This is a genomic window from Gleimia coleocanis DSM 15436 (assembly GCF_000159015.1).
Taxonomy (GTDB): domain Bacteria; phylum Actinomycetota; class Actinomycetes; order Actinomycetales; family Actinomycetaceae; genus Gleimia; species Gleimia coleocanis.
In genome coordinates this window covers 65389-87287 of record NZ_DS999544.1, presented here as the reverse complement: position 1 = coordinate 87287, position 21899 = coordinate 65389, and the positions used below count along the sequence as shown (strand labels likewise).

Sequence of the window (21899 nt, the reverse complement as noted above, 5' to 3'; positions counted from 1 at the left end):
CCACCAGCTCACCCGCAGAATAAGGACATTTCGTAATGACAAATCGGATTAGCCTCGCCAAGCTCGCCGACCAAGCAGGAGTTTCCACCGCGACCGTTTCCCGCGTACTCAACGGAAAAGACGTCGTCGCCCCCGAAACCCGCCAAGCCGTCCTCACTGCCATCGACCTGCTCGGCTACGAACGCCCCGAAAAACTGCGTCGCCGCCCCACCCGCCTCATCGGCCTGGTCATCCCCGAACTATCCAACCCAGTTTTCCCACTCTTCGCACAAAACCTAGAAACTGCCCTCACCTCATTCGGATACACGCCAATTCTTTGCACACAACGCGCCGGTGGTGTCACCGAAGACACCCACGTGCAACTACTCCTTGACCACGGCATCAACGGCATCATTTTCGTCTCCGGCCTACACGCCGACATGGAATCCAACCCGGACCGCTACCACTCTCTCATTGAACAAAAAGTACCGTTCGTAACCATCAACGGCTCAAACCCAACTATTCAAGCCCCCGATTTCTCCCTCGACGACGCGCTCACCATGCGCCAAGCAATCCGCCACCTCCGCACCCTGGGACACTCTGAAATCGGCTTAGCAGTTGGGCCCGCCCGCTTCATTCCCGCTGCCCGCAAAGTTGCCAGCTTCACCAAAGAAATGCAGGCCCTTTACCCAGAACAGCCGGTTCACATTACCCACACCCTTTTTACTCTCGAGGGCGGTCAAGCAGCGACTAAGAAACTCGTCGAAGCTGGTTGCACTGCCATCATCTACGGCTCTGACATGATGGCACTCGGTGGCTTACAATACTGTGAAACCGCCGGAATCTCAGTTCCAGATGACCTGTCAATCATTGGTTTCGACGACACTCCACTAATTAGTTTCACGAACCCACCGCTAACTACTTTCCGCCACCCAGTGCGCGAAATTTCTGAAGTTGCAGTATCCACCCTGCACGATTTAATCACTGGAGTAACTACTGAAAACCACTCCATGACTTTCCGTTCCGAACTTGTTGTTCGTGAATCCACCACTACCCTAGCGTGACCTAAGGAGGGTCTATGACTTCTGCACTCCCCACTAACGCTGTTCTGCTGCATTCTGGCTCCCAGTCCAATGACTGGTGGCGCAGTGCGGTAATCTACCAGATTTATCCGCGTTCTTACGCGGCTTCTAACGCCGGCACTCTACCTGACGTGGGTGATTTGCCTGGTATTACGGCACGCTTGCAGCATATTGCTGACCTTGGTGCGGATGCAGTGTGGTTGTCTCCTTTCTACGCTTCTCCACAAAAGGACGCGGGTTACGATGTTTCTGATTATCGGGCAATTGACCCACTTTTCGGTACTTTAGAGGATGCTGACGCGCTACTTAATCACGCACACTCACTAGGATTACGAGTAATCGTAGACCTAGTTCCAAACCATACTTCTGATCAACACGCCTGGTTCCAAGAAGCCTTAGCTGCCGGCCCAGGTTCCGCGGAACGAGAACGCTACTGGTTCCGCCCTGGTCGTGACGCGGAAGGAAACGAAACTACAGACGGCAAGTTCCCACCCAACGATTGGACTTCAATTTTCGGTTCGATTGCGTGGACACGAGTCTGTGACCGTCCAGATGCCCCAGGTTCCGCATGGAAAAATGATCGTTCCTGGTACCTGCATTTATTTGACTCTTCCCAGCCTGATTTGAACTGGGAGCACCCTGAGGTGCGTGAAGAATTCCATGACATTTTGCGTTTCTGGCTATCACGTGGGGTGGATGGTTTCCGCGTAGATGTGGCGCACGGACTAATGAAAGATGCGGCTTTGCCGGACTGGCAGTTCCACTGGGGCATGGTTGATGGCGGCGACAAGTTAGCTAGTGACGTGCCTCCACCACCAATGTGGAATTTAGATAGTGTGCATGAAATCTACCGCGGTTGGCGCTCGGTCTTAGATGAGTTTGGGCAAGACCGTATTCTGGTAGCTGAAGCCTGGGTGGCTCCGGGTCAGGGGATTGAAAAGTTTGTGCGCGCTGATGAAATGAATCAGTCTTTTAACTTTGATTTCCTCTGTTGTAAGTGGAATGCCGCGGATCTACGTGCGGTGATTAAGGATTCTTTAGCGGCTATGGATTCTGTTGGCGCTACTACTACCTGGGTACTTTCTAACCATGATGTAGTTCGCGCGGCGTCTCGGATGGGCTTGTCTGAGACAGGTAAGGGCCCTAATGGCATCCGCACTTGGGAGGAACAACCTGACGCAGCGTTAGCTTTACGACGTGCTAAGGCCGCGCATATGTTGATGATGGCTTTGCCTGGTTCTGCTTACCTGTATCAGGGTGAGGAGTTAGGCTTGCCAGAGCACACTACTTTGCCTGATTCAGTTCGGCAGGATCCAGCTTTCTTCCGCACTCAGCATGCAGAGGCGGGTCGTGATGGTTGTCGCGTGCCACTTCCTTGGGAGGCATCTGCTGCTGGGTTTGGTTTTAGCCCAACTGGGCAGACTTGGTTGCCACAGCCGGCGGAGTGGGCTGAGTTAGCTGTGGATACGCAGTTAGCTTCTGCTGATTCTCATTTGCATTGGTATCGTTTGCTTTTGCAGTTGCGTCGCGATTTGGGTCTTGCTGAGGGCGATTTGCATGATGTTTCCGGTTTAGAAGATTTTGCTGCATTTGAGCTTGCCTTGGTCAATACGGGTGTACACGCTGAGTCTGGTATGCGTGGCTCGATTGTGGTGGCTACTACTTTTGCTGAGCCGGCGTTGGTTCCAGCTGGTTGGCAGGTTGTTTTCTCTTCTGCTGATTTGCAGCCAGTTGAGGATGCTGAGGGTCAGACTGGTTTGTTAGTGCCTGCTGATACGACTGTGTATTTGCAGCAGTTTGCTTCTTAATCACCTCGAAGCGTAACACGCTGAACTCACAAATAATAGGCATAAATTAGTCGGAGCGTAACACGCCCAGATAAGTATCTTGGGAGTGTTACGCTCCGACTAATTACAGTATTAAATCAACGGGAAAAGGTGGCTTAAGTCAGCTCGTTCCCCAGAAGCATCTAAGATTAAACGCTTTCCTGTAGCAGTATGCGCAACGCCCTCGGATAAATCCGTCCAAGAAACCACGCCACCCGCCAACGCAACGAACGCTTCCATACTCATCTCCACCACAGCCGGTGGAGTCCCCCGCCGGTGAACAGTACCCCCAAGGATTTGGACGGCACCCGCCGGAGGAACCCGCACTTCCACTGCCCGCCCCGGAGCTAAACGCGCAAGCTCCTGCAAACCCCAACGCACCGCTGTTTTCCACTGCGACGGCGTTACCGGTGAAAGCAGGCAATCCGCCCCAGCTTCTTCCCCACTTAAAGCAGGATCAGCGGTTAAAACCGCCAAGCAGGAGCGGATTGCAGTTAAGCCAACTTCAGAACTAATCTGACGCGTAGCCAAAATAGCCTCTTTCAGCCTGGCGGAATCAGATTACACCGTGGTCCAGCATTGCGTCAGCAACGCGAGTGAAGCCAGTAATGTTAGCACCCAACACGTAGTTACCTGGGTCGCCGTATTCTTCAGCGGTTGCCAAGCAATCATCGTGAATGTTCTTCATGATGGCAGTTAGCTCTGCTTCAGCCCGTTCGAAAGTCCACTTTGCGCGGGAAGCGTTCTGCTGCATTTCCAGTGCGGAAGTTGCTACGCCACCTGCGTTAGCTGCCTTACCTGGCGCGTATAGAATCTTAGAGCCCTGGAACAGTTCGATAGCTTCTGGGGTGGAAGGCATGTTCGCACCTTCGGAAACTACCTGGCAGCCGTTAGACAGCAGAGTGCGAGCGTTATCCGCGTTGAGTTCGTTCTGGGTTGCACATGGGAAGGCTACTTCTGCTGGCACGTCCCAGACGGAACCCTTGTCGTGGAAGGTGGAGCCTGGGCGGCGAGCAGCGTAGTCGGATACGCGGCCACGTTCAACTTCCTTAACCTGCTTAAGCAGATCCAGGTCGATGCCTGCTGGGTCGTGTACCCAACCGGAGGAGTCAGAAATGGTGATTGGAACTGCTCCTAGCTGTTGTGCTTTCTGCACTGCGTAGGTTGCTACGTTACCGGAACCAGATACCAGAACGCGCTTGCCTTCTAGGCTTTCTCCGCGGGTTTCCAGCATGGACTGGGCGAAGAGCACGGTGCCGTAACCGGTTGCTTCGGTACGTACCAGGGAACCGCCCCAGCCGAGCTTCTTACCGGTGAGTACGCCGGCTTCAAAACGGTTGGTGAGGCGCTTGTACTGGCCGAAGAGGTAGCCGATTTCGCGGCCGCCTACACCAATGTCACCTGCTGGGACGTCGGTTTCTGCGCCGATGTGGCGGAATAGTTCGGTCATGAAGGATTGGCAGAAGCGCATGATTTCGTTGTCGGACTTGCCGTGTGGGTCGAAGTCGGAGCCGCCTTTACCGCCGCCGATTCCTTGACCGGTGAGGGCATTCTTGAAGATCTGTTCAAAGCCGAGGAATTTGATGATGTTGCGGTTTACGGACTGGTGGAAGCGCAGGCCGCCTTTGTATGGGCCGAGCGCGGAGTTGAATTCGATGCGGTAGCCGCGGTTGACGCGAACGTTGCCGGCGTCGTCGATCCAAGGTACTCGGAAGATGATTTGGCGTTCTGGTTCAACCAGGCGTTCCAGCAGCGCGTAGTCTGCGTAATGTGGGTTCTTTTCCAGTGCCGGAGTCAGAGATTCTAGTACTTCGTGAACTGCCTGATGGAATTCAGGTTCAGCTGGGTTACGCCGTACAACTTCTGCGTAGACCTCTTCAACACGATTAGTCATATTCAGTACTCCTGTATATTCCGTTTTACGCTTACTTTAATAAGCGCATACCTTGGCTTTATGCCACATGGTCCTATATAAGTAAACATCCATCATTACTACTTTGTAAATCTTGTCCAAAAAGTTGGTCTGTTTTTGACCACGGCGGGTTACGCTTCGGCGAGGTGGGCAAGTTACGCTTCGATTATTTCCCGAGGGCGGATAGTCATATGCGAACGTGATTTCCCATGTGATTTTTCAAATCGGGTAAGCAAAAACTCACATGCGAATCTTCGTTCGCATGTGAGTTTTTGCTCTATATGACTAGAAAACCTTAGAAGTACTTAGGTAGCACTGCTGCCAGTTCTTCACGCAGTTCAGATACACGCAGTACCAGTGGACCAAACTCACCTGGTTCACCGAAAGCAGCTCCTGCGTCAGCTTCAACACCCATAAGTTCAGGGTCGAAGTTAGCTACATCACCCAGCGCGTCAGCGCCAGCAATGGACAACAAGGTTCCACCAGTTACACCAATACGGTAGCAAGGTACTTCTTCCGCTGCGGCGGCAGCGACGATTGCTTCGTGTGCGCCTTCCGGAGCAGCGATAATCGCACGGGCCTGAGTTTCAGAGAAGAGGGCTACGAAGTCAGAGATTTCATTGTCCTTCACCAGTGCGGAAATATCCACGGAAGCACCAATACCAGCGCGTGCAGATGCTTCAACCAGTGCCTGAATCAGACCACCGTCAGAAATATCATGCGCTGCTGCCAGCAGTGGCTGACCGTCAGGACCATCCTGGTTGATCAGGGCGCGCAGGACGTTACCTAAAGCAACTTCCTTAGCGAAGTCCACTACAGGTGGGTGTCCACCCAAATGACCGTGGACGTCACGAGCCCAAGCAGAACCGTCAAGTTCATCAGCGGTGCCACCCAAAACGTAAACTGCCAGGCCCTCGTTGAACCAGCCGGATGGGCGAGCGCGACGCACGTCATCCATTACACCCAGAACACCTACAACTGGAGTTGGGTTAATAGAGGAATCAATGTTGCCCTTTTCCTTACCGGAAGAGTTGTAGAGGGAAACGTTACCGCCGGTAACTGGGATTCCCAGAGTCTGGCAGCCATCTGCCAAACCGGTCATGGCGGTAACCAGCTGCCACATGGCGTCTGGGTCTTCTGGGTTACCGAAGTTCAAACAGTCAGTAACTGCGCGTGGTTCCGCACCAGCTACACAAACGTTACGGTAGGCTTCAGCCAAAGCCTGCTGGGCACCTACGTATGGGTCCAGCTTGCAGTACCAGCCGTTAGCGTCAGTTGCGATTGCGACACCCAGGTTAGTGTCCTCGTCAACGCGAACTACGCCAGCGTCATCTGGCTGCGCCAAAGTGGTGTTACCACGCACGTAACGATCATACTGGTCAGTTACCCACTGCTTGCCGGCCTGGTTTGCGCTGGTCAGCATATCAACAGTGTGTTCCTTAATTTCACGACGGTTAGCTGGGCGAGCCAACTTAGAAGAGTCGTGAATCTGCAGTTCATCCAGCCACAGTGGACGTGCGTATGGACGGTCATAAACCGGACCATCATGGGCAACGGTCTTAGGATCAACGTCAACAATACGTTCACCAAAGTGGTCGATAGTCAGACGACCATCACCGGTAACTATACCGATTACAGAGGCTTCCACATCCCACTTCGCCATGATTTCCATGAAGCGATCGAGGTTTTCTGGGGTAACTACTGCCATCATGCGTTCCTGGGATTCAGACATGAGGATTTCACCGGCAGTCAGAGTCTGGTCGCGTAGCAATACGTTTTCCAAATCAACATGCATACCGGAGTTACCGTTAGAAGCCAGTTCGGAAGTTGCACAGGAAATACCTGCTGCACCCAAGTCTTGAATACCTTCTACAACACCTGCAGAGAAGAGTTCCAAACAAGCTTCAATGAGTACCTTTTCCATGAATGGGTCGCCAACCTGTACGGATGGGCGCTTAGTTGGCATGCCGTCCTCGAAAGATTCGGAAGCCAGAATGGAAGCGCCACCGATACCGTCACCGCCGGTGCGCGCACCGAACAGAATCACGTGGTTGCCAACGCCTTCTGCGTTTGCCAAGTGAATGGAGTCGTGGCGCATAACGCCCACGCACAGTGCGTTAACCAGTGGGTTGCCCTGGTAGGAAGGATCAAAGTCGGTTTCGCCACCAATATTTGGCAGGCCCAGGCAGTTACCGTAGCCACCCACGCCGGATACAACACCGTGTACTACGCGAGCAGTGTCAGGATGCTTAGGATCACCAAAACGTAGCTGATCCATCACTGCGATTGGGCGAGCGCCCATGGAAATAATGTCACGGACGATACCGCCAACACCGGTAGCAGCACCCTGGTATGGTTCCACGAAGGAAGGGTGGTTGTGGGATTCTACCTTGAAAGTAGCTGCCCAGCCGTCACCAATATCGACCACACCAGCGTTCTGGCCGATGCCGACCATCAGGTGCTTCTTCATGGCTTCGGTAGTTTTCTTACCGAACTGTTCGGACAGGTGCTTCTTAGAAGACTTGTAGGAGCAGTGTTCGGACCACATTACAGAGTACATGGCCAGTTCTGCGTTGGTTGGGCGACGACCCAGGAGGTTCACGATGGAAGCGTACTCGTCTTCTTTCAGACCGAGTTCCTTCCAAGGCATTTCCTTATCCGGGGTAGCAGCTGCGTCATCAATCGTATCTGGATGTTCGCGCACGTTCATTCCTTATTTTAAGCTATCTTAGTCAGATTACGGTTAGGCTGCTCAGCCCATAATGGAAGCGACAGCGGAAGCAAAAATCTGCAAACCGTCAACGCCACCGTGTGGTTCATCGCCAGCGATTGGGCCGAAGCCCTTTTCAACAGCGTGTTCTGGGTGTGGCATTAAGCCAACTACGTTGCCAGCTGCGTTAGAGATACCCGCAATGTCACGCAAAGAGCCGTTAGGGTTGAAATCAACGTAGCGGAATACTACCTGACCTTCGCCTTCCAGGCGGTTAACCAGTTCTTCTTCAGCTACGAAACAACCTTCACCGTTCTTCAATGGCACGGTGATTTCCTGGCCGACGGTGAATAGCTTAGTCCAAGCAGTATCAGTAGTTTCTACGCGGAGTTTCTGGTCGCGGCAGATGAACTTCTGGTGATTGTTACGAATCAGCGCGCCGGGAAGTAGCTGAGCTTCGCAGAGAATCTGGAAACCGTTACAGATACCGAGGATGGGGAGGCCTTTGTAGGCGCCCTCGATAATGGAATCCATTACTGGAGCGAAACGGGCAATCGCGCCGCAACGCAGGTAGTCGCCGTAAGAGAAGCCGCCGGCGAGTACTACGCCGTCTACGTCATGCAGGTCGCGGTCCTTGTGCCACAGCTGAACTGGTTCTGCACCTGCGAGGCGAACTGCGCGTGAAGCGTCCTGGTCGTCTAGCGTGCCAGGAAAAGTTACTACGCCAATGCGGGTCACTTGTTTTCCTCCGCTGCTTCAACGCGTACTACGGACTCTATATTTGGATTTGCCAAGAGTTCTTCCGCAGCGTGACGTGCCTGAGCCAAGTGCTCTTCAGTTACTGTGCCTTCAACATCAAGGTAGAAGCATTTGCCCTGTCGCACACTAGTAAAGGCCGTGACACCGACGCGCGGTAGCACGCCCATCACGGCCTTTCCCTGTGGATCCAGAATTTCTGGTTTTGGCATAACTTCAACGATGATACGACCCATCATTACTCCTCGTTTTGCGTGCTTTACGCGGGGAACGTTCGAAGTGAAAGTGGCCTTATGACCACACTATCCTAGCCTATGTAATTTCCGCAGTCCGCGCGACATTGTCCATAGGACGGGCGGATTTGTATGATTACTTTGGCATTTTCCGAAGCGTAACACGCCCCCTAGCAATCCTTCTGCCATTATATTCCCGTAACCTCACGCTCAGCGCTGAGGTGCTAACTCATCTTAGAACTGGTTTTGGAATAAAAATTTCCCGAGGGCGTTGCATATATCAACCAGTCGGAATGCTACTATCCGACTTTGCCGTGTCATGCTTCGTCCTCGGGAAACTATTTATTAAATTAATGCAGCTATCCGGCTGCGTTCACTCCTACTTGCGGCGTGAAACTCCACGAGCAGCTAAACCAAACAGCGCTGTTATTCCAGCAACTAGCAGAAGTACGCCAGCAGTCACACCAGTATTAGGTAGCTGTGGTTTAGTTGGAGTAATAGCAGGGGAAGTTGGGGTAACAACCTTTGGAATATCCGTAATCGCAATTTCTGGAAGTGGATCAGCAAATGCTGGCTCACCCTTCTTTACGTACCTTCCTGGTTCCAAAACTATTGCTTTAGAACCTCGACGAATACGTTTTGGCTTCATTTCCACCACTGTATTCCGAGTAACTTGCGGTTCACCTTGCGGCTGGCCGTTCCAAGTTGGTTGTACGGTAGTTACCTCTACTTGTCCTTCTGTCCCGTTATCAATGGTTTCTTCTTTACCTATTTCTAAGGTTGGATCGGTTTCGTAAACAGTTTCGATTGCAACTTTTTCAACTGTTACGACGGTGGTTTCCCCAGCATTTGGCTTAGTGCCTTTACGTATCACGTGAGGCTTCATTTCCACCGTGGTAGTTTCAGAGACCAGCACTGGATCTCCTACTGGCCGACCATCAACATACCGCTGGCGTTTCACAAGCTGCTTTTCACCTGGGATGCCTTGTTGCACTACTACATCCATACCGATGTATAGGGTTGGATCTGCGGTTTCTTCAGTCTCTATTTTAATAACAACAGTCTCTGTAGTATCAACAAAGGTTTCAACTGGTGCGGGTGTCATATATGTGTTGGCGAAGGTAATTTCTTGAGCTACTTTACCGTCTTTCGTGATTTCAACACGTGGCTCTAGCACAATGAATCCGTCGGCACCTGCTTGTTTGTCTGCTGGTTTAACCGCCGGTTTTTCAACGTGTACGGTTACAGTGACAGGTTTGCCATCATAGGTGGTGTTTGCAGCGTTGCCGAGTACCTCCGTAACGGTAAATACGTAGGTTCCTGGTTCTGCGAATGTCCACTTTGCTAGATCTGCAGTACCGTCTGCATTTACAGTTATTTCACCTGTTGGCAGGTTACCTGCCACACCTGGGTTCGTGTCCTTAGCTGTAACTTGTAGCTTAAAGTCTCCGGTTTGGAAACTCTTGGCTTGGCCATTTTCCGTGAAAGTAACGGTTGCCGCTACTGGTAGTTCCCAACGGTATTTTTCTACTGGCTTAACTGTATTTTCAAAACGAATATCAGCTACTGGAGCGTTGTTTTTAGAATAGGAAACCGTTGCCGTTAAAGTAACGTAGCCATCTGCACCTGGTTGTGCACCAGCTCCACTATTTACAGGAGCTTGCGCAACAACTTCCAGCAGCACCGGGGTTGCATCGTAAACGTAGGCTGGATTAGTGGTGTCGGTTTGCAGGATTTCGAAATGGTAGGTTCCTGGTGTGGTTATTTCCCAAGCACCTAGGTTCACTTGCCCCCCGGCTGGTACGCTTACTGGGTTAGTTGGCAGGTTCCCCACGTTTCCAGGATTATTTTCCCGAGGGCGGACAACTAGCTTAAAGTCTCCCGTTTGGAAGTCTTTCGGTGTTCCATTTTCGGTGAGTGTAACTGTCGCTGCTACTGGAAGATTCCACTTATATTTTGCTTCTGGAGTACGGTATGTATTTTCCCACTTTGGTGGCTCAGTTAACGCATTTCCATTTCGTGACCAGGTTGAAGTAGCCAGCAGCTGTGTTGGATCCTGCGGGTTCACTGTTACTACAATGGTTTCTTCCAGTGGTTCAAGGTCGTAGGTTACATTTGGCGTATTTCCCTTGGCCTGTTGGTACACAAACTTATAGGTTCCTGGCTTTGTGAACGTATAGGTAGGTATCACAAACTGACCGTTTACTGCGGTAATTGAGCCTGTTGGCACGCCCGTTACCCCGTTGCTGGGGTTAGCCGCATTGGCTGTTACGGTCATTTGGAAGGTTGCTTCTGCAAGTGTTTTCGGTTGCCCATTTTCAGTGAGGGTAACTTTTATTGGCGTTGTGGTGTGGTCCTTTGACCAGGTTCGCCAGAGGTTGTTGAACTCAATTTTAGATGTAGGTTGATTGTTCTTCAGGTAAGTTACCGTTGGTGAAAGTTTGATAGCACCGTCAGTGTCTTTCATTGCTGAAACCGGTGGAGATTGCGGTGCTTGCGCTACGACCGTGACAGTTACTTCGTTTTCATCGTAGCTAATCAGAGTGTTATCTTTTTTCACCTGAGCTACGGTAAAAGTGTAGGTTCCTGGTTTAGTGAATGTCCAGGTTTCTAGGTTGGTTTCTCCATTTGCGGGTACTTCAATGGAAGCCGTTGGTAAGCCTGTTACGCCATCTGCTGGATTGTTCTTTGCGGGGGTTACCTTTAGTTTGAAGTCTCCTGCTGCGAATGCCGCTGGTTCATTTAAGGTTACCTTTGCTGATACTGGCAGCTCCCATTTGTATTTTTCTTTATAAATGGTGTCGCGGAAGTCATCCGTGCTGTTTAGGTAAGAGTTTAGAATACGCATTTTTAGGTTGCGTACTGCGTTTGCACCGTATGTTGGGTCCAGACCTTGACGCCCTTGATTTGCTTTGATAGTTGCCAAGTCTTGTGCCACCGCAGCTTTCATGGCTGCTTGCATTTCCGTGGCGGTTGCATAACCCGCTGCGGGTTTCATTTGATCGAATTTTTCAATTCGACGTTGGTACATCTCTTTCTTAAAGGTTCGAATATTTCCGCTATGACGTGTCAGGATTCCCTGCAGCGCGGCCTGTTCATTCTGGTATTTCCCAGAAAGGTAGGCGATGAAACCCTCGTCCCATCCGTATTCGCTGAGAATATCGTATGCGTAGCGACGGAACATTACTGAACCGGTACCTTCATTTGTTGGTTCTAATCCCGCGTAGATTGGTTCAAATAGTGGGATAACTACGTACTGGTTTACACCGATTTCTACTTCTGAGGACGCAATTCCTTTTGGTAGGTACTTTGCTGACAAAATTTGGTTGTCAACTAAGCTATCTACGGTGGTTAATTTTTCTGCTTCCGCTGGGGTTAGTTTTGTAAAGACGTCTTTCCAGGAATCTTGGTAGTAAGTGAACCAGGTTTCTTTCCAGGTTTCTCGGGTGTTACGTTTTACTTCAACTTTGTTGAATAGTAACGCTTTGTCTGTAGCTGGAAGCTTCAACGATTCTAACGCTTCCATTGCGTCTAGACTGTTGATTACATCCATTAGACCGTTTGCGTACTGGTGTACATCCTCGCGAGTCGCAAAGCGTTCCGGAGTCCGGTTTTGAATACGGTTGTCGCCCAGTGTAAACGCCAGATTCAGGTTGAACATTGGCGGGTAAGGATTAGCTGGGGTAGTTCCCTGCGTATTGTCGTCCGTTTCAAATAAGCCTCGTGCGTAGTCTTCTACGCGCATGGTCGCACGTCGCCCTTGTTCATTGAACCAGACTTTACCATCATAAATATGGGTCATTTCGTGCGCGTAAGTTGAAACGCCTTCTTCTCCAAGTGCTTTGATTAAGTAGTAGTTTATGTGTGATCCAGCTGCTACTGCACCGACCTGCTGAGCTCCTAACCGCACCTGCATGTTATAGAACAAGTCGAGTAGAGCTGCGTCCGCGCCAGTAGCGTAGGGACGAGCCCAGCGGCTGTTGATATTACCTGATAGGTTCTGCTGATCCGCCCACGTGTCATTAACAATAACATGACCTTTATAGTCCATTCCCTGTGGATTATGAGTCATGCGCATCCAAAAGTCTGTAAACCTTTGGTTGTTGTCTATGGTGGTTTTTAGCAGTGGCTTGAGCTGTGGGTTCTGAGCACCACCGTATGTTGAGGTTAAACCAAACTGAATGGAAAATTCAGAGTTGCCTACGTAAAGACTGTTATCTGAAAGATTTAGGAGTAGTAGCAGGTAGTCACGCATGATTTCGTCTTCTTTGAACTTTGTCCAAAGGGAACGTTTTTCCGTGTCATAGATAACTGCTTTTGAGTTTTCCATAAGCCATTCTTGCGCAGTTTTTCCAGGTAGATTCTTAGCAAGCTTAGCTTCAATGAAATCAGTGACTGTTGGGTAACCGGTATATCGAGCAATTTTAGCTGCGTACTGTTCGGTGGTTTGTACACCAACAGTTAAAAACCCGTTTATTTCACGAATTTTCAGTACGCGATCATAGGCACTAACAGTAGGGTTCGCTGGGGCTGTCTTGTCGAAAAGGATCGCGTCAATCGCTCGTTCTTCACCGATTTTAAAGTCATAGTAGCGGTACAGGTATGCTAATCCACCTAAAATATCAAGCTTTTTTGCACGCAGGTTAGCTGGTGTTTTCTCGGTGGCGTTCATTGAATCGATCAAAAGTGGCATTAACCGATCGAAATCTGCCTTAGCTTTAGGTAGGCTCTTGTCGTAGCCTACTACTTTTACAGCAAATTCCAGCAGTTGGGCTTGAATCTGCTGTTCCGAAGGTTGCTGGTTATTATTATTTTCTTTAAAGACTTTAATAGCTTCTAGACGTTCAGTTGCACGTGTACGAATCCCCACGTACTCACCAACTTCGGAAGCAGTTACTGCATTATATTCATCTTTAACTTGATTCCAAAGGGCGACAGCTTCCGCGCTAGCTGTTGGCGTAGCAGCGTGACTAGCTGTCTGTATCATTCCCGTTAGCATAAATACTACTAATAAAAATGCAGTGAGAGAGCGAGTTAAAAATCGTGCTGTTACGCGGTTAAACCCCATTAGATTCCCCATAACTATGAAAACCATTGACTTTACATACAATAAACTAAATTAATAGTATCAAATTTCTAAGTTTAAACGCTCTCCCATTTTTCTTTACTTGAGTGATTTTCCACTAATTTTAAACAGAAAATCCGCCCTCAGAATATCCTTTTGGGATTTCCGAGGGCGGACTATAGCAACTATTTAACTAATAGTTAAATCACTTTGCTTCTGCAATGCGAGCACGGAACTTAGCGAGTTCTTCGGTGATTTCTGCAGGTAGCTTATCGCCAAACTGCTTGAAGTACTCTTCGGTTTCGTTCATTTCTGCTGCCCATGCTTCTGGATCAATGTGGAACAGCTTCTTCCAGGTGTCTTCAGAGAAGTCCAAGCCAGCCAAGTTGAAGTCTTCAAACTTAGGGTAACGACCGGTTACACCGTCGATTGCTTCAACTTCACCTGCTGCGCGGCGAACGATCCAGTCCAGAACACGGGAGTTGTCGCCGTAGCCTGGCCACAACCAGTTGCCTTCGTCATCCTTGCGGAACCAGTTAACCTGGTAGATCTTAGGGAACTTGTCGCCCAGCTTTTCAGCCATTTCGATCCAGTGGCCCCAGTAGTCAGCCATGTGGTAACCACAGAATGGCAGCATTGCGAATGGGTCGTGACGCAGGGAGCCTGCCTTCACGTCGGTTGCTGCAGCGGTAACTTCGGATGCTACGGATGCGCCGATGAATACACCGTGGTTTGCGGAGTATGCTTCAGCTACCAGTGGAACGTTGGTAGCGCGGCGGCCACCGAACAGGATTGCGTCAACTGCAACACCCTGTGGTGCTTCCCAGTCCTCGCAGATGATTGGACACTGGGATGCTGGAACGGTGAAGCGGGAGTTTGGATGTGCTGCCTTTTCGCCGGATTCTGGGGTCCAGTCGTTGCCGTGCCAGTCAATCAGGTGTGCTGGGGTTTCACCGTCGATGCCTTCCCACCATACGTCACCGTCGTCGGTCAGTGCGACGTTGGTGAAGATGGAGTTAGCCTTCATGGTCTCCATTGCCATTGGGTTGGTGGAGTAAGAGGTACCTGGTGCAACGCCGAAGAAGCCTGCTTCTGGGTTGATTGCGTACAGGCGGCCATCTGGGCCTGGGCGCATCCAAGCGATGTCGTCACCAACGGTTTCAACCTTGTAGCCTGGGATGGTTGGTTCCAGCATAGCCAGGTTGGTCTTACCACATGCGGATGGGAATGCAGCGGTTACGTGGAACTGCTTGCCGGTCTTTTCTTCGGTTAGACGCAGGATCAGCATGTGTTCTGCCATCCAGCCGTCGCGGCGTGCCATGGTGGAAGCGATACGCAGAGCGAAGCACTTCTTGCCCAGCAGTGCGTTGCCGCCGTAGCCGGAGCCGTAGGACCAGATTTCGTTGGTTTCTGGGAAGTGGGTGATGTACTTTTCATCGTTGCATGGCCAGTTGTCGTCAACTTCGCCTTCTGCCAATGGAACACCAACGGAGTGAACTGCTGGAACCCAAACAGCACCTTCGTTGATCAGGTCCATAGCTGCAGAGCCCATGCGGGTCATGATGCGCATGTTACATACAACGTATGGGGAGTCAGAGATTTCGATACCCAGCTGGGAGATTGGACCACCCAGAGGACCCATGGAGAAAGGAATAACGTACATGGTACGACCCTTCATACAACCGGTGAATACGCGGTTCAGGGTTTCCTTCATTTCCTTTGGATCTGCCCAGTGGTTGGTTGGGCCAGCATCTTCTTCCTTTTCAGAGCAGATGAAGGTACGGGATTCAACACGTGCAACGTCGGATGGCTTGGAGCGAGCCAGGAAGGAGTTTGGACGCTTTTCTTCGTTCAGCTTGGTGAACATGCCGTTCTCAACCATGAGGTTGGTGAGGCGGTCCCATTCTTCCTGTGAACCATCGGAGAATTCAACGCGATCTGGGGTGGTTAGTTCTGCAACCTTTGCAACCCATTCGATTACGTCTGCTGGTGCGTTGGACGGAGCAACTGCTTTGATGTCCTCGAGCGTTACGGTCATACTTTCGCCTCCTGCGGCATTTGTACTTCCTGGATGCCATCTTTAACATCCACTGGTCATTATCTTGTGACGCGCGTTTGCGCCATAAGTCACGTTATTAATTATCGCTCATGGTCAGGCAAAATTTCCAGGCGGGAAGTCCCACGATTACGTTTCATTCTGAAATTTTTCGGTTTACCGAAGTTTTCCCTTGAGTTTCTAAGGACGGAGCGTAACACTCCCCGCAGAAACCCTATACCTTCCGCCCTCGAAAATCCCACAAGCCACCGAAGTGTTACGCTTCGACCATTTCACGACGGCTATGCAACCAAACCACAATCCCCTGCTTCGGAGAAAGCAACCAAGCCACAAAGAAAACTCCCGTCACAACCATCACAATCATCGCCCCTGTTGGCACATCCAACGACCACGACAAATACAAGCCAAAGAACGAAGAAACGCCACCAATCAACGCTGAAAGCGCCATCATCACGCCCATCCGGTCCGTCAACATACGCGCCGCCGCCGCCGGAGTAACCAACAGCGCCAAAACCAAAATATTGCCAATCGTGCGCACCGAAATCACCACGGCAGCTGTCACCAGCAGATAAAGCACCAAATCCAACCACAGCACTGGCAGACGCTGTGCTCGTGCGGTTTCCCGGTCCAAAGAAACCGTTACCAGCTCCTTATGCAACACCAAAAGCATTGCAATCACAACGAAACCAACTACCGCAACCAACACCATGTCAGAATCTGGCACGCCTGTAATCGACCCGAATAAGAAAGACGAAAGCGAAGCAGTATACCCGCGGGTTTGGCTAATAATAATCAACCCCAACGCGAAAGCAAACGCAAAGAAAATACCAATCACCGTATCTTCTTTAACGCGCCGATTCTGCGAAAACAACGTCACCAGCACGGCAATCACCACGCCCGCCACGGCACCGCCCAGCAGCATAGACCCCTGCAGTACGAAAGCAATTGCAATACCTGGGAAAACCGCGTGCGCCACCGCGTCCCCAATGAACGCCATGCCACGCAACACCACGTGCGTACCCACCACGCCACAAACGGTAGCGCTCATAACCGCAATCAGCAACGCCTTCGGCAAGAAAGCCAACGCTGGGTTCGTAAGATCTTGGAAAAACTCCCAAAGTGAAATCATGAGCGGACTCCTACCGTGCGTAGTAGTGGCGAGTTAGCTTTAACTGAAAAAGTTCGCATCCACAGTTCCGGATCTGCGAGTTCCGCAGCCGTTCCCTGCGCCACCACAGTTTTGTTAAGCAAAATCATTTCGTGGCAAACGTCCGCAGCTGACCCCAAGTCGTGCGTGGACATTAGCAGTGAAGTTCCACTGGCAGCAAGGTCTTGGAATAGTTCCAAAAGCAGTTCCTGGCTGGGCATATCCAGACCGGTGAATGGTTCGTCAAGCAGCAAAATATCGGGGTTAGTTACCAGCGCGCGCGCCATCAGCACGCGTTGGCGTTGCCCGCCAGAGAGTTCCCCGACGGGACGCTTGGCTAGGTCCACCATTTTTACTTTCTCGAGGGCGGCGTGCACAGCCTGATAGTCAGCAGCCTTCGGTTGCCTTAACCACCCGATGCGACGCGTCCGCCCAGTCATGACTACCCCTTTAACGTCAATGGGGAAATCCCAAGCAAACTCGTGTCGTTGCGGAACATAGCCAATTAAGTCACGAGCTTTGTTACCAGTTAAACCAGAAACCTTAACTTCACCCTGGCGGGTAGGGATCAGTCCCAAAATGGAACGCAGTAGCGTGGTTTTACCGGCCCCGTTGGGTCCAATCAAACCCACGAACTTGCCGCTTCCCACGGTGAGGTTCACGTCTGTGAGGACGCGCCTGCGCCCTAAGTCGGTGCAGAGGTTTGTCACTTCAAGAGGGTGATTCATCAGTTAAGTTTCCTTACTGGTTACGTCAATTTTGTAAGTTTTTCCCGAAGCGTAACTCGCCGACTTCCCTATCCTTGGCGTGTTACGCTCCGCTGGTTTGTAGCTAAACACGCGAGTTCGGAGTGTTACGCTTCGGTTTTAGAAAGGGAAAATCTGGGAATCAGCGTGTTACGCTTCGGCAGAAAAGATTAAGAATCCTGAGATTCAGAAAAAACAGCGGCCTGTGCTTTACGCCCTCGGAAGAAAAGGAATCCCAAAACTGCCAACAGGACAACTGCCCCCACACTCAGGCCAAGCGTAACTCGCCCAACCGTAGAAAAAGTATCAGCCACAGTCACAGCAGACTCGCTGCTTGCACCATCGCCAGCAGTTGCTGACTCAGCCGCACTCCCCTGCCACTGCGCACTAAAAGCCTCATCTGCTTTCACATTTCCAACCGCGAAGCGTAACACGCCCTCTGCAGAAACTTCCTTACCATCCTGCAAAGCCGCCTTCACCCGCAACTTCACCAAATGCACACCCGGCTTAGTGAAAACCCAGTTAGCATGCGTATGCGTCAGAGCATCCACCCAAATCGACTGCGCCTCAGACTTAGCGGAAGTCCACAACACCTGCGGTTCACCAAAACCACCCGCCTGCAAGAAAACCGTGAAATCACCATCCCCCTGATGACCCAAAAACTCAAAAGTAACCCCACGATCAACTGCCTGCGCCAACTGCGGATGCTGCGTATTCCAGCCCAGCCAAGGAACGCCAGCTACCTGCGTCTGCGGAAGCGCCCAAACAGTTTCCCCAGCGGCAGCACCCGTGAAATCATAGGTATCCCCCTCAGGAAGTACCTGCTGCGCCACATCACCCACGTTGAAAACCACGTCATTAACATCGCGCCACACCGGGGTTTCCGCCGTGTCATCACGAGCCAACAAAGATAAAACGCCAGACTCAGAACTATAAACCGGACCCAAATCAACGTGCCCATCAGTCAGCACCCGCTGTTCACCCGCCGGAGCGTAACTCTCCGAATCCGAAACCGTCTGCTCCAAATTCGGATCCTTAACCTCCGCATTCGCTGGCGCCAAGCCACCAACAGCCAGCAAAGCTGCCACCACAACAACGGTCGCTACCTTACGCAACTTCATCTACTTCCCTTTCCCCAGTAAACAATCATGCAAACTATCGGCGTTAAACCGCATCAACTTAATGTAAGAATCCACTTTCTCATCGAAAGTATCGCCGTAAATCCGACAAACCCGTACATCCAAACGGTCCGCAATCTGCGTTAAACTATTCGCCCGCAATGCCAAATTTGGCTCTAAGAAAACTGCTTTAACCTGCAGGTTCTGCAAAGTTCGGGTAAGCGCAATCAAATCTCGCGCAGATGGTTCAATGGCAGGATTCGGCGTCACAAACCCGGCAATATTCAGCCCATACGCCTCACCTAAGTACCCGTAGCCATCATGAGTTGTCACTAAATGCCGTGATTTCGCTGGAATTGCTTGGATTTGAGTGCGGACGTAAGCATCTGTTTCAGCCAATTCCGCCAGGTACTTATCCGCATTTTCCGCGTAGATTTTCGCTCCCGCGGGGTCTTTTTGGATGAGCGTGTCTCGAATCGTCTGCACGTACGCGCTTACATTCGCAACGTCATGCCACAAGTGCGGATCGATTTCGCCGTGTACGTGTTTACCTAACACGGCTTGCGGTAGCAGGTAGGTTTCTTCCCCTGCCCGCCCTAGGAAACGAAACGCTGGTTCGGAAGGAATCTGTTGCAACGCCTTATTTGGTACGGCAATTACAGTAGTTGCCGGGTCGTATGTGACGGCAGTGGATTTTGGCTGGGTTTTATCGTCGGCCAGGGAGTCGCCTTCAAGGACGATTTTCCCCTGGTCTAGATTCACTGCGATGTCTTGATGTCCGTGATCTAAAACCGTGGTTTTTCCTGGCAGATCATGCGAATTCACGCCCACCGCAAAAGTGATTTTTTGGTTATCAATTACTTTTTCGGTGTTCGCGGTGTCGTTTATTTTCAGGATTGCTTGCACGTCCAGCTCGTAGATGCCGGGTTTGGTGAAGGCCCAGCTCATGTGCGTGTGGGCGTCGACGGGCAGAGTGGCGGTGTCATTTTCGAAGCCGTCTTTTGAGTTAATGTAGATTTCTGGTTGCCCGAAGGTTGTGGTTAGGAATCCGGCGAGTTCACCAGGGCCATTAAGGTTTGTGGCGCTTAGTTTTACGTCTGAGTTGCGGGTGGCGCCGTAGTTTACGCCGGTTCCACGCACGCGCAGTCCCAACCAGATGGTGTCGAGGCTGAGGTTTTCGATGAGCGGAATGTGGTGGGTGCCGTATTGGCTGGAGTCTTCTGCGAGGTGGATTATTTGGGTTCCGGGGCGCGTGTTGGTTTCGATGGTGCGAATGAAGGCGTTGTCTTCGAGTAGTAGCCCGTTTGTGAAGGCTACGTCGGCGTTGGCGATGTTGCGGACATCGCGCAGGGTGGGTTCGTATGAGTGCGGGTCAGCTCCGGCGGGCATGAGGCTGGTGACGCGAGCGCGGTTTCCGGCGACGTTTTGCGTGATATCAGCGAGGACTGCGGTGGAGGTGACAATGTCCAGCACGTTGTCGTCGCGCTGTGGGAGCGCAGTTTGGGTGCATGCTCCGGTGAGCGTAGCGGTGGTGGCGAGGATTGCCGCGAGGCTTGCTTTCCCGAGGGCGTTGGTGAAGTGTTTTAGTTTTGTCATTAAGGTTTTGGTGGGTGCTGGACGTGTTTGTTTTTCTCCCCTACAACCTTAATGAAAATGATTCCCAAAATCAATCTGTAGCTTCGTCCCCGAAGAGTAACACTCCGCCCCCAAGTATTTCCCACAAAAAACGGAGCATAACACACACAAGTAATAACTTCGGCGAGTTACGCTCCGATAAATATTTATAAGCTCAGCGTGTTACGCTTCGCAGAAAACGTTAAAAATCACTTCAAAAACTCGTGACGAACAATAGAAGCCTCACGGCCAGGACCAACGCCAATCACAGAAACCCGAACCTTAGAAATTTCCTCTAAGAATTCAATGTAACGCTGCGCATTTTCAGGCAAATCCTCAAACTTACGCACCTGAGTAATATCCTCAGTCCAACCAGGCAAGTATTCAAAAATAGGCTTCGCATGGTGGAAAGAAGTCTGATCCGCAGGCATTTCATCAAAACGCACGCCATCAACATCGTAAGCAACACAAACAGGAATCTGTTCGTAGCCAGTGAGCACATCCAGCTTAGTAACCACCAGGTCAGTCAAGCCATTAACGCGAGTAGCGTAACGACCAACCACTGCGTCAAACCAGCCGGTACGACGAGGACGACCAGTAGTTACACCATATTCACCACCGCGAGCACGCAGATCTTCACCTTCTTCACCGAAGAGTTCAGTTGGGAACGGACCTTCACCCACGCGAGTAGCGTAAGCCTTAGTAACACCAACAACAGCGTCAATGCGGGTTGGACCCACACCAGCACCAGTACACGCACCACCGGAAGTAGCGTTAGAGGAAGTTACGAATGGGTAAGTGCCGTGGTCAATGTCGAGCATGGTTGCCTGACCAGCTTCAAATAGAACAGTCTTACCCGCATCCAAAGCGTTGTTAACTTCCAGGGAGCAGTCAACTACCATTGGGCGTACGCGGTCAGCGAATGCCAGTAGCTCCTGTACTACTTCTTCAACTTCGACAGCTGGCTTGTTGAAAACCTTAGTGAAGAGGTGGTTCTTGTTGGAGAGAGCTCCTTCAACCTTCTGACGCAGAATGGATTCGTCGAACAGATCCTGCACGCGAATACCAATACGGTTCATCTTATCTGCGTAGGTTGGGCCGATACCACGGCCAGTGGTACCCAGCTGGCGCTTACCGAGGAACTTTTCAGTTACGCGGTCCATAGCGCGGTTGTAGGAAGGAATTACGTGTGCGTTAGCGGAAATGCGGAGCTTAGAAGTGTCGCGTCCACGCGCTTCCAGAGCTTCGATTTCTTGGAAAAGGACTTCCAGGTCTACTACTACGCCGTTACCGATAATTGGGGTAACACCCTCAGAAAGGATGCCTGCTGGCAGTAGGTGCAGTGCGTACTTTTCACCGTTTACAACTACGGTGTGGCCTGCATTGTTACCGCCGTTGAACTTTACCACCAGGTCAACGTCTGCACCGATTTGGTCGGTTGCTTTACCTTTACCTTCGTCGCCCCACTGGGTGCCTACGACAATCACGGCTGGCATATTCGATTCCTCCAATTGGCATTTCAGCCAAAACTAGACTTCCGCGTTTGCATTTTGAACGCGGTGCAGAAAATGGAGCTTCTACTTCCCAGATTTTACCTGTTATTTAAACGGGACGCTATGGGTGCTCCACCTATTGGAGCGTAACTCACCAAAGTG

General features: G+C 51.1%; 14 protein-coding genes. 2 read left to right on the top strand and 12 right to left on the bottom strand.

The features are described from left to right. Positions 1–35 precede the first annotated feature (35 nt). Positions 36–1043, top strand: a complete 1008-nt coding sequence (locus HMPREF0044_RS04615) for a LacI family DNA-binding transcriptional regulator (RefSeq protein ID WP_006546958.1) — start codon at positions 36–38, stop codon at positions 1041–1043. A 14-nt stretch (positions 1044–1057) separates the two neighbouring features. After that, positions 1058–2869 carry a glycoside hydrolase family 13 protein gene (locus HMPREF0044_RS04610; protein WP_006546957.1) on the top strand — a complete coding sequence of 604 codons (1812 nt, stop codon included), beginning with the start codon at positions 1058–1060 and terminating at the stop codon, positions 2867–2869. Between the two features lie 111 nt (positions 2870–2980). Here the strand turns inward: HMPREF0044_RS04610 and HMPREF0044_RS04605 are convergent, their stop codons facing one another. The 12 genes from HMPREF0044_RS04605 to HMPREF0044_RS04550 all read right to left on the bottom strand — a co-directional run bounded on the left by HMPREF0044_RS04605 (position 2981) and on the right by HMPREF0044_RS04550 (position 21740). After that, positions 2981–3418 carry a sterol carrier family protein gene (locus HMPREF0044_RS04605; protein WP_084799331.1) on the bottom strand — a complete coding sequence of 146 codons (438 nt, stop codon included), beginning with the start codon at positions 3416–3418 and terminating at the stop codon, positions 2981–2983. 25 nt (positions 3419–3443) lie between these two features. Beyond that, positions 3444–4781, bottom strand: coding sequence for an NADP-specific glutamate dehydrogenase (gdhA, locus tag HMPREF0044_RS04600; RefSeq protein WP_006546955.1), 1338 nt, complete (start codon positions 4779–4781; stop codon positions 3444–3446). A gap of 313 nt (positions 4782–5094) precedes the next feature. Continuing rightward, on the bottom strand, positions 5095–7509 hold the full coding sequence (purL, locus tag HMPREF0044_RS04595; protein WP_006546954.1) for a phosphoribosylformylglycinamidine synthase subunit PurL: 2415 nt from the start codon (positions 7507–7509) through the stop codon (positions 5095–5097). 42 nt (positions 7510–7551) lie between these two features. Beyond that, complete coding sequence (gene purQ, locus HMPREF0044_RS04590) at positions 7552–8247, bottom strand: phosphoribosylformylglycinamidine synthase subunit PurQ (protein WP_006546953.1); 696 nt, start codon at positions 8245–8247, stop codon at positions 7552–7554. Continuing rightward, entirely contained in the window at positions 8244–8501 is a 258-nt protein-coding gene (locus tag HMPREF0044_RS04585) for a phosphoribosylformylglycinamidine synthase subunit PurS (RefSeq protein WP_040312981.1), read from the bottom strand. Before HMPREF0044_RS04585 ends, purQ begins: the two co-directional genes overlap by 4 nt. Positions 8502–8877: 376 nt before the next feature. Continuing rightward, complete coding sequence (locus HMPREF0044_RS04580; protein WP_158027168.1) at positions 8878–13485, bottom strand: ZmpA/ZmpB/ZmpC family metallo-endopeptidase; 4608 nt, start codon at positions 13483–13485, stop codon at positions 8878–8880. A gap of 283 nt (positions 13486–13768) precedes the next feature. Continuing rightward, positions 13769–15601, bottom strand: coding sequence for a phosphoenolpyruvate carboxykinase (GTP) (locus HMPREF0044_RS04575; RefSeq protein WP_006546950.1), 1833 nt, complete (start codon positions 15599–15601; stop codon positions 13769–13771). Between the two features lie 274 nt (positions 15602–15875). Beyond that, positions 15876–16748, bottom strand: coding sequence for an anchored repeat-type ABC transporter permease subunit (locus HMPREF0044_RS04570; RefSeq protein ID WP_006546949.1), 873 nt, complete (start codon positions 16746–16748; stop codon positions 15876–15878). Further along, positions 16745–17494: an anchored repeat-type ABC transporter ATP-binding subunit gene (locus tag HMPREF0044_RS04565; RefSeq protein WP_006546948.1), complete on the bottom strand. Its 750-nt coding sequence runs from the start codon at positions 17492–17494 to the stop codon at positions 16745–16747. The genes HMPREF0044_RS04570 and HMPREF0044_RS04565 overlap by 4 nt, the downstream gene beginning before the upstream one ends. Positions 17495–17682: 188 nt before the next feature. Continuing rightward, complete coding sequence (locus HMPREF0044_RS04560) at positions 17683–18633, bottom strand: choice-of-anchor M domain-containing protein (RefSeq protein ID WP_006546947.1); 951 nt, start codon at positions 18631–18633, stop codon at positions 17683–17685. After that, positions 18634–20226: an anchored repeat ABC transporter, substrate-binding protein gene (locus HMPREF0044_RS04555; RefSeq protein WP_006546946.1), complete on the bottom strand. Its 1593-nt coding sequence runs from the start codon at positions 20224–20226 to the stop codon at positions 18634–18636. A 227-nt stretch (positions 20227–20453) separates the two neighbouring features. Continuing rightward, the gene (locus tag HMPREF0044_RS04550; protein ID WP_006546945.1) at positions 20454–21740 is read right to left on the bottom strand and encodes an adenylosuccinate synthase; all 1287 of its coding nucleotides are present in this window, start codon (positions 21738–21740) and stop codon (positions 20454–20456) included. Between the last annotated feature and the right edge of the window lie 159 nt (positions 21741–21899).

Bases quoted from the DNA above. Each gene is read 5' to 3' on its own strand.
- HMPREF0044_RS04575 (WP_006546950.1), bottom strand. From the start codon at position 15,601: ATGACCGTAACGCTCGAGGACATCAAAGCAGTTGCTCCGTCCAACGCA.
- purL (WP_006546954.1), bottom strand. From the start codon at position 7,509: ATGAACGTGCGCGAACATCCAGATACGATTGATGACGCAGCTGCTACC.
- HMPREF0044_RS04565 (WP_006546948.1), bottom strand. From the start codon at position 17,494: ATGAATCACCCTCTTGAAGTGACAAACCTCTGCACCGACTTAGGGCGC.
- HMPREF0044_RS04585 (WP_040312981.1), bottom strand. From the start codon at position 8,501: ATGGGTCGTATCATCGTTGAAGTTATGCCAAAACCAGAAATTCTGGAT.
- gdhA (WP_006546955.1), bottom strand. From the start codon at position 4,781: ATGACTAATCGTGTTGAAGAGGTCTACGCAGAAGTTGTACGGCGTAAC.
- HMPREF0044_RS04560 (WP_006546947.1), bottom strand. From the start codon at position 18,633: ATGAAGTTGCGTAAGGTAGCGACCGTTGTTGTGGTGGCAGCTTTGCTG.
- HMPREF0044_RS04580 (WP_158027168.1), bottom strand. From the start codon at position 13,485: ATGATACAGACAGCTAGTCACGCTGCTACGCCAACAGCTAGCGCGGAA.
- HMPREF0044_RS04555 (WP_006546946.1), bottom strand. From the start codon at position 20,226: ATGACAAAACTAAAACACTTCACCAACGCCCTCGGGAAAGCAAGCCTC.
- HMPREF0044_RS04610 (WP_006546957.1), top strand. From the start codon at position 1,058: ATGACTTCTGCACTCCCCACTAACGCTGTTCTGCTGCATTCTGGCTCC.
- HMPREF0044_RS04550 (WP_006546945.1), bottom strand. From the start codon at position 21,740: ATGCCAGCCGTGATTGTCGTAGGCACCCAGTGGGGCGACGAAGGTAAA.
- HMPREF0044_RS04615 (WP_006546958.1), top strand. From the start codon at position 36: ATGACAAATCGGATTAGCCTCGCCAAGCTCGCCGACCAAGCAGGAGTT.
- HMPREF0044_RS04570 (WP_006546949.1), bottom strand. From the start codon at position 16,748: ATGATTTCACTTTGGGAGTTTTTCCAAGATCTTACGAACCCAGCGTTG.